This window comes from Dyella flagellata (assembly GCF_030160275.1).
Lineage (GTDB): Bacteria > Pseudomonadota > Gammaproteobacteria > Xanthomonadales > Rhodanobacteraceae > Dyella_B > Dyella_B flagellata.
Map to the genome: position 1 here is coordinate 79,394 of NZ_BSOA01000029.1, position 10,297 is coordinate 89,690.

A 10,297-nucleotide genomic window follows, 5' to 3' on the forward strand; every position below is an offset into this window, starting at 1 on the left:
TTTATACGGCCGGGCACTCCTGCGTTGCCGCAACTTTACGCTGAGCGTCTGAGAATGCCGTCCATGAAGATTCCAACCGCACGCGCAGCGCACGCCGCCAAGACGCGGCGAGGTTACTACCAGATCACGCTAGCCTTGCTGTTTTTGGTAGCCGTTTTTCAGCTCACGCATTTACCCGCCACAGCCGTCCATCACTTGGTGATCGACTTGTGGCGGGCATTGGCGGTGGTAGCGCTGTTCCTGTTCTTCTGCGTGCCGGGTTCGAATCGGCGTTGACGCTCATTCTTAAGCTGTCGTCGCCCCGGCGCAGGCCGGGACGACGAACCCAACATCAGGCCTTGTGATAAACCTCCGCGCCTTGTGCGCGGAATTCCGCGGCCTTCTCGGCCATGCCTTCGTCCAGTGCCGCGGTTTCATCCACGCCGTGTTCGGCGGCGTAGTCACGCACATCCTGGGTGATTTTCATCGAGCAGAACTTCGGACCGCACATCGAACAGAAGTGGGCCGACTTGTGCGCATCCTTGGGCAAGGTTTCGTCGTGGAATTCGCGCGCCTTGTCAGGGTCAAGGCCAAGGTTGAACTGGTCATCCCAACGGAATTCGAAGCGTGCCTTGCTGAGCGCGTTGTCACGCACCTGCGCTCCGGGATGACCCTTGGCGAGATCGGCGGCATGCGCGGCGATCTTGTAGGCGATGATGCCGTCGCGCACATCCTGCTTGTTCGGCAGGCCCAGATGCTCCTTCGGCGTGACATAGCAGAGCATGGCGGTGCCGAACCAGCCGATCATCGCTGCGCCGATGGCGCTGGTGATGTGGTCGTAGCCAGGCGCGATGTCGGTGGTCAGCGGCCCCAGCGTGTAGAACGGCGCTTCGTGGCACTTCTCCAGCTGCCGCTCCATGTTTTCCTTGATCAGCTGCATCGGCACATGGCCGGGGCCTTCGATCATCACCTGCACGTCGTGCTTCCAGGCGATCTGGGTGAGTTCGCCCAGCGTGTCCAGTTCACCGAACTGCGCGGCGTCGTTCGCATCCGCCACGCAACCGGGGCGCAGGCCGTCGCCGAGGCTGAAAGACACGTCATACGCTTTCATGATTTCGCAAATTTCCTCGAAGTGCGTATAGAGGAAATTCTCCCGGTGATGCGCCAGGCACCACTTGGCCATGATCGATCCGCCGCGCGAGACGATACCGGTGACGCGCTTGGCAGTGAGCGGCACGAAGCGCAACAGCACTCCGGCATGAATGGTGAAGTAGTCCACGCCCTGTTCGGCCTGCTCGACCAGCGTATCGCGGAACAGCTCCCAGGTAAGCTCTTCGGCGACGCCGCCGACCTTCTCCAGCGCCTGGTAGATCGGTACGGTGCCGATCGGCACGGGCGAGTTGCGAATGATCCATTCGCGCGTTTCATGGATGTTCTTGCCGGTGGAAAGATCCATCACGTTGTCGGCGCCCCAGCGGATCGCCCACACCAGTTTCTCCACTTCCTCGGCAATGCCCGAACTCACCGCCGAATTGCCGATGTTGGCGTTGATCTTGGTGAGGAAGTTGCGACCGATGATCATCGGTTCGCTTTCCGGGTGGTTGATGTTGGCCGGAATGATGGCGCGGCCGCGCGCCACTTCGTCGCGCACGAATTCCGGCGTGATCAGCTTGGGCAGCGCCGCGCCGAAGGATTCGCCCGGATGCTGCTTACGCAACAGGCCGTCCTTGAGTGCTTCGATGCGCTGGTTCTCGCGGATGGCAATGTATTCCATCTCCGGCGTGATGATCCCGCGACGCGCGTAATGTATCTGGGTAACGTTGGCGCCCGGCTTGGCACGCAGTGGTGCGCGCGTATGGCCGAAACGAATGGCGTCCAGCTTCGCATCCCCTGCGCGCTCCCGACCGAAGGCGGAAGTAAGCCCCGGTAGTTGTTCCACGTCGCCGCGCTCCATGATCCATGCCGCACGCAGCGCGGGCAGGCCGGCGACCAGGTCGACGGTGTAGCCCGGATCGGTATACGGACCGGACGTGTCGTAGACGGTAATGGCCGGATTGGCCTCGCCGCCGAACAAGGTCGGTGTCTGCGCCTGCGTGACCTCGCGCATCGGCACCTTCAGGTCAGGGCGGCTGCCCTGCACGTGAATCTTGCGCGAGCCCGGGATGGGGCGGGTAACGGCTTCGGACAGCTCTTGCGCGGCGCGCACGAGTTCGGAGGGCAAGGCATTCATCGGCGTTCGTCCTTCTGGATCCGCGCCACGGCGCGGGGGCGTGCGGACATCCGCACAGGATCGAAGCGACGGCGCCAACGCACGGTGATGGCCGTGCGGCGAAGCTCCCTACACCGGTGCTAACCGGATCAGGTTCGAAGGGACTCTCTCAGCCGACAGGTGGTCGGCACCCCCGCTTCCTAACAACAACCCCGCTATTTGACCACGAAGCGGGATGAGAAACGAGTCAGTGCCTTGGTGCGTAGGCGCGCAGGAACATGGCCACGCCCGCACGGGCGTTTTCCTCCACTTCCTTCGCATACGCCTGCGCACAGTCGGCGCAGCCGAACATGCGGCGCATCATCATGTCGCCCTTGATCAGGGAGATGAACTGGACGCCGGCGCGCGGCACGTCGTCGATGTCGAGCTTGCCGGCATCCACCGCCCGCTGCAGCAGGCGCTCCATCAGCGCACGGGTGCGCATGGGGCCTTCTTCCCACATCAGCTTGCCGAAGCGCGGATTGCCCTGGCGGCAGTCGCTGAGGATGGCGCGGAACGTGCCGACGTTTTCCGGATCGCAATCCAGGTGCGCGTGGATCAGGGCGATGCGGTTGAGGGTGTCGCCAATGTCGGCGCTGGGGTCGAACTTATAGGTCTCTTCGGGGAGCAAATCCTGGATGCGCGAGCGGATGACCTCGCGAAACAGGTTGTCCTTGTCGCCGAAATGGCTATAGACGGTCAGCTTGGATACGCCCGCCTCCGCGGCAATCGCATCCATGCTGGTACCGGCGAAGGCATTGCGTATGAACAGAGCCTTGGCGGCGTCGAGGATGGCCGCGCGCTTTTCCATGTCCTTAGGGCGCCCTGGCCCATGCGGCTTGGTCAGCGGGATCGAGTTCATGGATGCACCTTCACAAATCAGAAAACCCAATTTATTATACGGTTCGGTTTACTTATTTTCTGAATGATACCGAATATTCGGCCGATGTGCTCGACCACTACCCCCGAAATGGCGCTCAGCGCCCCGTATCGCAAGATCCAGCGCCTGCTCTCGGGGTGGCTTGAGGACAGCCGGACAGCGCGCAGACAGGTTTTCGCGATCCGTGCCGTGCTACCGGTCCTGGATGCTATCGACAAGCATCGTTTGTGCCGCTGGCTGGCCTGGTGGTGCGTCGCGGCCGGGTCGCGTGGCGAGAGGCTGCTCGGCCGGATCGGGCGATTGGACCCCGCGCTGGGCGCAGGCATCGAGGCGGCGCTGCTGCAACTGCCCAGCGGGGTGGGTCTGCGTGCGCCTCTGCAACCCCGAAAAAGCGCGTAAATGTCCGCGGACACAAGACATTGCATGACTTACGTCAGGTCACCGCGATGACTTCCGGCACTTCGAACAAAGCGGGTTGGAACGCAACCTTACCATTGTCGAAACAGGGTCTAAACGCTTATCCTTTTTAACCTTTTTTCGATCTTTTTATAGGCTTGTTTCCCATGGCGATGAACTTCGATCAGGCGCGTCAAAACATGGTTGAGAACCAGGTGCGCCCCTGGGAGGTGCTGGATGGTCGCGTGCTTGACGTGCTGCGTCAGGTCCGGCGCGAAGATTTTGTCCCGCCCGCCCATCGCCAGCTGGCCTTCGCCGACCTGAACCTGCCGCTGGGCCACGGCGAAGTGATGATGAAACCGGTCATCGAGGGCCGCGTGCTGCAAGCGCTGGAACTGAAGCCCGAAGACAGCGTGCTGGAAATCGGCACCGGCTCCGGCTTCCTCACCGCTTGCCTGGCCAGCCTCGCCGGCCACGTGACCAGCGTGGACATGCATGCGGATTTGACCGCCACCGCCGGCGAACGCCTGAAGGCCGCGGGCATCGGCAACGTGCAGTTGATCACCGCCGAGGCCGTCAGTGGCTGGCAGCCGCAGGGCACGTTCGATGCCCTGATTGTCACCGGCGCCGTCTACCGTATTCCCGACCGTTTCCTTGGCTGGCTCAAGCCTGGCGGCCGCTTGCTCGCCGTCCGCGGCGAGTCGCCGGTGCAGCAGGTAGTTGTGCTGACGCATGAAGGCAACGGCCGTTACCGCGAAGAAAGCCTGTTCGAGACGGACCTGCCCTATCTCGCGCACGCCCAACCGCCCCGCCCATTCGTTTTCTGACCCGATCGACCCGACCCCTACGAGGCGAACCATGCGCTTGAAGCTTCTGACCCTTGCCCTGTCCCTGGCCGCAGTCTCGCTGCCCAGCCATGGCGAGGATTTGCTGGATGCATACCGTCAGGCGCGTGCGAACGACCCTGTGCTGGCCAAGGCCGACGCCACCCGCCTGGACATCCACGAAGGCGTTCCGCAGGCGCGCGCGCTATTGCTGCCGCAAATCAACGCCAAATGGAGCTTGGAGCAGGATAGCCTCAACGGCAGTAGTGGCGCTGGCAGCGGCAGTTCGGGCGCCAGTGTCCCGAATGTAACCCATACCCGTACGCGCACGCTCTCGGGCGAAGTGGATCAGACCATCCTGGACCTGTCCAAGATCGCGACCCTGCAGGCCGCCCATTCGACCGCGGACGCGGGGGAAAAAACCTATGAGGCAGCCTCGCAGGACTTGTTCTTTCGCGTAGCCGCGGCCTACTTCACCGTGTTGAACGACCAGGAACAGCTGGCCGTTGCCCAGTCCAACGAAGAAGCCTTGCGCATTACCTACGACCAGGCCGAGCAGCAATACAAGGTGGGCATCTCGGCCGTCACCAGCGTCTATCAGGCCAAGTCGCAATACGATCTGGCCAAGGCAACTACCGTCGGCGCACAAAACACGCTTGCCAACGACCGTCAGCTGTTGGGCGTGATCACCGGCAAGCCGGTTGGCGACCTGAAGAAACTGCGCCCCGACCTGCCCATGGACCCGCCCTCGCCGGCCGACCCGCAAGCCTGGGTGGACAACGCGATCAAGAACAACCCTTCGCTGGCCTCCGCACAACTGGCGGTCGATGCTGCCGAGCACAACGTCAACGCGGCCCGCGCCGGTCACTTGCCGACGATCAACGCCGTCCTCAGTCGTGGCAAGTCCTCCACCTGGCTGGAAAACGGCAGCTACAACGAGCTGCGCCCAGGTGTGAACGATCGCTGGGGCAACACCATCGGTGTCACCTTGTCGGTGCCGATCTTCTCCGGTGGCCTCACTCAGTCGAAGGTGCGCCAGAACATCTATAGGCGCGACGAAGCTCAAGATGACCTGGAACTGGCACGTCGCCAAACCATCCAGGGCACCATCAACGGCTACAACACCGTGCTCACCGACATCAGCAGGGTGGAGTCGGGCAAGGCGGCGGTGGAAGCCGGCCAGAAATCGGTTGACGCCACCAAGGCAGGCTTTCAGGTGGGCACGCAGATCATGCTGGACGTGCTGAACTCCATCCAGATTCTTACCACGGCGCAAAGTACCTACGCAGCCTCGCGTCACCAACTGGTACTCGATCGCTTGTCGCTGAAACTGCAGGCGGGCACCATCAGCTACGACGACTTGCAAGCCGCCAATTCGCTGTTGCAGTAAGCCAGGCGACTTAGCCGCAACAAAAAAGGCCGGGACTACTCCCGGCTTTTTTTCATTCCTGCAGCATGTGGTCGATTAGATGCATCACGCGCCTGACGGCACCGCGCTCGCTGTCGAACACCACCCGCGCCTGCTTGCCCATCTGCTTGCAACGTGCCCCATCCTGCAACAGTTCCAGCACCTCGCCCCCTAGTGCCTCGCTCTCCAGTACCCGCTTGGCGCCACCGCCACGGACCAGCGCCAGGGTGATTTCCTCGAAATTGAAGGTATGCGGCCCGACCAGCACGGGCCGGGACAACGCCGCCGGCTCAAGCACATTGTGGCCGCCGATCGGCACCAGGCTGCCGCCTACGAAAGCCACGTCGGCAGCCGCGAAGAACGACATCAGCTCGCCCATCGTATCGATCAGGAAAACCTGGTGCGATTCGCCCGGCAAGTGATCGGCGCTGCGCATGGCCATGCTGAAGCCCAGGCTGCGCACCGAATGCTCCACCAGCCGGAAGCGCTCCGGGTGGCGCGGCGCGATCAGCAGCAACGCATCCGGCAACCGCTTGAGTACTTCCAGGTGCGCCTCCAGCACGGCCAGCTCCTCGCCTTCGTGCGTGCTGGCGGCAATCCACACCGGGCGCAGGCGACCCCACTGCTGACGGAACGCTTCGCCGGTTTCCCGCGCACCGTCCGGCACGGGCATGTCGAACTTCAGGTTGCCGCTGACCGTGACCACGGCCGGATCGGCGCCCAGCAGTCGGTAGCGCGCCGCATCCGAACGTGACTGGGCCGCGATCTGCCGTACGCAACGCAGGGCCGAGCGCAACAGGGCACGCATGGGCGCGTAGCCGCGTAGCGAGCGGCCCGACAGGCGCGCATTGACGATCATCAGCGGAATGCCGCGCCGGTAGCAGCCGAAATACAGGTTCGGCCAGATCTCCGTCTCCACGATCAGCGCCAGCCGCGGCCGCACCTGCTTGAGGAAACGGTGCACGGAAAAGGGCAAATCGTACGGCAGGTAGACGTGAAACACGCTATCGCCAAACAGCTGCTGCACGCGCGCCGAGCCGGTCGGCGTGACGGTGGTGACGACCAGCGGTGCGTTGGGATAGTCCTGGCGCAGCGCCTTGATCAAAGGCTCCGCCGCGTTTACCTCACCCACCGACACCGCATGCACCCAGATGCTGCCGCGCAAGTCCGGCGCCTTGAAGATGCCGAAGCGCTCCGGCCAGCGCTGGTGATAGTTGCCATAGCGCATGCCGCGCGTCAGCAAGCGCAGCACGATCAACGGAGTGGCGAGGTACATCAGCAGGGTATAGAGATAGCGCAACGTCGCGTCGGCTCGAAGTCTTCGGACGCGGCAGTATACGGGGCCGCCCGCCCGACGCCCGTCCCAGGGCGAGAGGAAAGGCCCGGTGTACCGTTACAATGGTCCGAATGCCTGGAACACCCCGCCCTCCTTTCACCCGCGCCCTGCTTGCACCACGCCTCTGGCCGGCGTGGCTGGGCGTGGGCGTCATGAAGTTGATCGCGATGCTGCCGTTCCCGCTGTTGATGGGAATCGGGCGTGCACTGGGCTGGATCGTCGAGCACGTCCCGTCGCCCAGGCGCAAGGTGGCCGCCACCAATGTAGCGTTGTGCTTCCCGGAACTGGATGCCAAGGCGCAAGCGGCGCTGGTGGACGCGCACCTGCGCGACATCGGCATGATGCTGATCGAGTTCGCGCTCGGCTGGATGGGCTCCGATCGCGCCATCGGCAAGATCCCGCTCCGTATCGAGGGGTTGGAGCACCTGGAAAGCGCGCACGCGCAGGGGCAAGGTGTATTGCTGGTCGGCGGACACTTCTCGCATCTGGAACTGTGCGCACGGCTGGTCTCGCAGCGCATCCGCATCGCCGGCATGTATCGGCGCATGGACAACCCGGTGTTCGAGTGGACCGTGCTGCGCGCACGCCTGGGTTACGCGCGCGCGATGTTCGACAAGGACGACATCCGCGGCACGGTGAAATACCTGCGCAACGGCGGCACGCTCTGGTACGCGCCCGACCAGGACATGCGCAGCAAGGACAACGCCTTCGTGCCCTTCTTCGGCGTGATTGCCGCCACCATAACCGGCACGCATCACCTGGCCCGCCTGTCCCGCTCGGTGGTCGTGCCGTTCTTCCATCGCCGCCTGCCGGGCAGCGAGGGCTATGCATTGCGCCTGGGGGCGCCGCTGGAAAACATGCCCGGCGCCGATGCCGAGGCCGATACCGCACGCGTCAATCACTGCATAGAGGACATGGTGCGCGAGGCGCCGGAGCAGTATCTGTGGGTTCACAAGCGCTTCAAGACGCGGCCGGAAGGCGATCCGCCGATTTATTGACCGGTAGGCTGGGATGACAATCCCAGCATCGCGCGGCTGCGTGCATGGCAATGCTGGGATTGTCATCCCAGCCTACGCCCCCCGGGCATCCCTGGCGGCCCATCCAATGCGACAATACCCGCAGCCGAAGCTTGCCGGGGCCTAATGTCCGCTTATCCGATTTTCATGTACCACAACATCGCGCAGGCACCGCGTGGCCTCAAGCGCTGGCGCAGCCTGTACGTGAGTCCGGGCGCCTTGGCGCGGCAGATGTGGTTGCTCCAACGGTTCGGCTATACCGGCCTTTCGATGTCCGATGCGATGCCCTACCTGCGTGGCGAAAAGCAGGGCCGCATCGCAGTGATCACGCTGGACGACGGCTACGTCGACAATCTCCAATTCGCACTGCCGGTGCTCAAGCGCTACGGCTTTACCGCAACCTGCTACGTAGTCAGCGGCAGCATCGGCCGCTACAACAACTGGGACGCGGAAAAACTCGGCATCCAGAAGCCCTTGATGACCGTCGCGCAAATGCGCGCCTGGCAGGAAGGCGGCATGGAAATCGGCGCACATACGCGCTCACATCCACGCTTGAGCCAATGCAGCCCGGCGCAGCTGCAAGACGAAATCGCCGGCAGCAAGGCCGACCTGGAAGACGTGCTGGGAGCGCCGATCACGCAGTTCTGCTACCCCTATGGGGACCTGGACGATCGCGTGGCCGAGACCACCCGCACCGCAGGTTATGCCGCCGCCACCACCACCCGGCGCGGCCGGGCGAGCATCGGTACCGACCTTTGGCGCCTGCCGCGGGTGCAGGTCGCACGCCATCACTTGTTGCCGCAATTCGCCATGCGCGCATTCACCGACTACGAGAACAAACGCGCATGAAATTTCTTTTCGTCGGCACCAATCCCGAAAACACCGGTGCGGCCACGCACTTCGTGGCGCTGGGCGAGGCCTTGGTGGAAGCCGGGCACCAGGTCAGCGCCGTGGTGTATCCGGATGGACTGATCGCCAACGCCCTGGGCAGGGCGGGCGTGAAACTCTATCCGGCGAAGTTCCGCAATATTTTCGACCTGCGCGGCTATCGCGCCACTTTCAAGGCCGCGCGCGAACTGAAGCCCGATTGGCTGGTGGGCAACTTCGGCAAGGAATACTGGCCGCTGATCCTGGTGAGCCGCCTGCTCGGCGTGCCGGTCGCGCTGTTCCGCCATCGCACGCCGCCGATGGGGCGCCTTTCGGGTTATCTGGTGCCGCGCCTCGCGCAGCGCTTCTTTGCCGTCTCCGCGCACGCGCGGCAGGCTTATCTCGAACGCGGCGTGCCGCCGCAACTGGTGCGGGTGCTGTACAACCCGGTGAACATGACAGCGTGCAAGCCCGACCCTGAGCGCCGCAACGCGATCCTGCACCAGCTTGGCATTCCTGAGGACGCCATCGTGCTCGGCTACTTCGGGCGCATCCATCACAGCAAGGGCATCCTCACCCTGCTTGAAGCCCTCGATGGCGCCATGGCGCAAGAATCTCGCCTGCATTGCATCTGGCTGGGCCACGGCCCGGACGTGCAGCAACTGGGCGAACGCATCGACGCCGGGACGTTCGCGCACCGCCATCACATGCTTGGCTGGATCGACGACGTGCATCCTTACTACAGCGCGATCTCCATGCTGGCGTTTCCCTCCACCGCCACGGAAACCTTCGGCCGCGTGTCGGTGGAAGCGCAGGCGGCCGGTGCGCCAGTGCTTGGCAGCAATATCGGCGGCGTACCGGAAACACTCTCGCCCAACGTCACCGGACTGCTGCTGCCGCCGGGCAACGCAGCCGCATGGCGCAACGCGATCCTCAAGATGTGCGAAGCGGAGATGCGCGAGCCGATGGGTGTAGCCGCGCGTGATTTCGTGGACCGGCATTTCAGTACGCGGGTGATCGCGGACGAGTTTGCGCGCGTCTTGGGCGACGGCTAACACTCCCTCCCCTGCTTGCACCTGATTATCGTTATGTCTCAGCTTCGCGATATGTAACTCCCTCCCCTGCTTGGCACCTGATTAGCGTCATGTCTCAGCTGCGCGATATGCAACTCCCTCCCCTGCCTGCAGGGGAGGGCTGGGGTGGGGTTGTACGAGCTTGCCGCACCGTTGAAGTTCACCGCGAGGTTGCTTCACCCCACCCCAGCCCTCCCCTACTACACGTACCTGATTAGCGTCGAGTCTCAGCTGGTGATTTAGACAGGGGAGATCCTGGCGGCGTTCTCT

10 protein-coding genes and 1 riboswitch are annotated in these 10,297 nt (G+C 63.5%); of the genes, 7 read left to right on the forward strand and 3 right to left on the reverse strand.

Going from position 1 to position 10,297, the window contains the following annotated elements; all coding sequences use genetic code 11:
• Nucleotides 1–63 precede the first annotated feature (63 nt).
• Complete coding sequence (locus tag QQJ96_RS13970) at nucleotides 64–276, forward strand: hypothetical protein (protein ID WP_284332624.1); 213 nt, start codon at nucleotides 64–66, stop codon at nucleotides 274–276.
• Nucleotides 277–331: 55 nt separating this feature from the next.
• Here QQJ96_RS13970 and thiC read toward each other — a convergent pair whose 3' ends face one another.
• Nucleotides 332–2,209 (reverse strand): phosphomethylpyrimidine synthase ThiC, encoded by a 1,878-nt coding sequence (thiC, locus tag QQJ96_RS13975; protein WP_284332625.1) that lies wholly within the window; start codon nucleotides 2,207–2,209, stop codon nucleotides 332–334.
• 88 nt (nucleotides 2,210–2,297) lie between these two features.
• A riboswitch (TPP riboswitch) is annotated at nucleotides 2,298–2,393 on the reverse strand.
• Between the two features lie 42 nt (nucleotides 2,394–2,435).
• Nucleotides 2,436–3,089, reverse strand: coding sequence for a TetR/AcrR family transcriptional regulator (locus QQJ96_RS13980; protein WP_284332626.1), 654 nt, complete (start codon nucleotides 3,087–3,089; stop codon nucleotides 2,436–2,438).
• Between the two features lie 63 nt (nucleotides 3,090–3,152).
• Between QQJ96_RS13980 and QQJ96_RS13985 the strand changes: the two genes are divergently transcribed.
• The 3 genes from QQJ96_RS13985 (at nucleotide 3,153) to QQJ96_RS13995 (ending at nucleotide 5,717) form a co-directional block, all read left to right on the forward strand.
• The gene (locus QQJ96_RS13985) at nucleotides 3,153–3,506 is read left to right on the forward strand and encodes a hypothetical protein (RefSeq protein WP_284332627.1); all 354 of its coding nucleotides are present in this window, start codon (nucleotides 3,153–3,155) and stop codon (nucleotides 3,504–3,506) included.
• 164 nt (nucleotides 3,507–3,670) lie between these two features.
• Nucleotides 3,671–4,330 carry a protein-L-isoaspartate O-methyltransferase family protein gene (locus tag QQJ96_RS13990; RefSeq protein ID WP_284332628.1) on the forward strand — a complete coding sequence of 220 codons (660 nt, stop codon included), beginning with the start codon at nucleotides 3,671–3,673 and terminating at the stop codon, nucleotides 4,328–4,330.
• Nucleotides 4,331–4,361: 31 nt separating this feature from the next.
• On the forward strand, nucleotides 4,362–5,717 hold the full coding sequence (locus QQJ96_RS13995; RefSeq protein WP_284332629.1) for a TolC family outer membrane protein: 1,356 nt from the start codon (nucleotides 4,362–4,364) through the stop codon (nucleotides 5,715–5,717).
• A 52-nt stretch (nucleotides 5,718–5,769) separates the two neighbouring features.
• On the opposite strand, the gene waaA is transcribed toward QQJ96_RS13995, so the two are convergent.
• Nucleotides 5,770–7,035, reverse strand: coding sequence for a lipid IV(A) 3-deoxy-D-manno-octulosonic acid transferase (gene waaA, locus QQJ96_RS14000; RefSeq protein WP_284332630.1), 1,266 nt, complete (start codon nucleotides 7,033–7,035; stop codon nucleotides 5,770–5,772).
• Between the two features lie 98 nt (nucleotides 7,036–7,133).
• Here waaA and lpxL point away from each other — a divergent pair, with 98 nt between their 5' ends.
• From lpxL to QQJ96_RS14015, 3 genes are all read left to right on the forward strand, one after another.
• Entirely contained in the window at nucleotides 7,134–8,069 is a 936-nt protein-coding gene (gene lpxL / locus QQJ96_RS14005) for an LpxL/LpxP family Kdo(2)-lipid IV(A) lauroyl/palmitoleoyl acyltransferase (RefSeq protein WP_284332631.1), read from the forward strand.
• A gap of 144 nt (nucleotides 8,070–8,213) precedes the next feature.
• Complete coding sequence (locus QQJ96_RS14010; RefSeq protein ID WP_284332632.1) at nucleotides 8,214–8,936, forward strand: polysaccharide deacetylase family protein; 723 nt, start codon at nucleotides 8,214–8,216, stop codon at nucleotides 8,934–8,936.
• Nucleotides 8,933–10,009, forward strand: a complete 1,077-nt coding sequence (locus QQJ96_RS14015) for a glycosyltransferase family 4 protein (RefSeq protein WP_284332633.1) — start codon at nucleotides 8,933–8,935, stop codon at nucleotides 10,007–10,009. The genes QQJ96_RS14010 and QQJ96_RS14015 overlap by 4 nt, the downstream gene beginning before the upstream one ends.
• Nucleotides 10,010–10,297: the final 288 nt, after the last annotated feature.

Excerpts from the sequence above, each read along its gene's own strand:
- QQJ96_RS13970 (WP_284332624.1), top strand. The coding sequence starts at position 64 with ATGAAGATTCCAACCGCACGCGCAGCGCACGCCGCCAAGACGCGGCGA.
- thiC (WP_284332625.1), bottom strand. The coding sequence starts at position 2,209 with ATGAATGCCTTGCCCTCCGAACTCGTGCGCGCCGCGCAAGAGCTGTCC.
- QQJ96_RS13980 (WP_284332626.1), bottom strand. The coding sequence starts at position 3,089 with ATGAACTCGATCCCGCTGACCAAGCCGCATGGGCCAGGGCGCCCTAAG.
- QQJ96_RS13985 (WP_284332627.1), top strand. The coding sequence starts at position 3,153 with ATGATACCGAATATTCGGCCGATGTGCTCGACCACTACCCCCGAAATG.
- QQJ96_RS13990 (WP_284332628.1), top strand. The coding sequence starts at position 3,671 with ATGGCGATGAACTTCGATCAGGCGCGTCAAAACATGGTTGAGAACCAG.
- QQJ96_RS13995 (WP_284332629.1), top strand. The coding sequence starts at position 4,362 with ATGCGCTTGAAGCTTCTGACCCTTGCCCTGTCCCTGGCCGCAGTCTCG.
- lpxL (WP_284332631.1), top strand. The coding sequence starts at position 7,134 with ATGGTCCGAATGCCTGGAACACCCCGCCCTCCTTTCACCCGCGCCCTG.
- QQJ96_RS14010 (WP_284332632.1), top strand. The coding sequence starts at position 8,214 with ATGTCCGCTTATCCGATTTTCATGTACCACAACATCGCGCAGGCACCG.
- QQJ96_RS14015 (WP_284332633.1), top strand. The coding sequence starts at position 8,933 with ATGAAATTTCTTTTCGTCGGCACCAATCCCGAAAACACCGGTGCGGCC.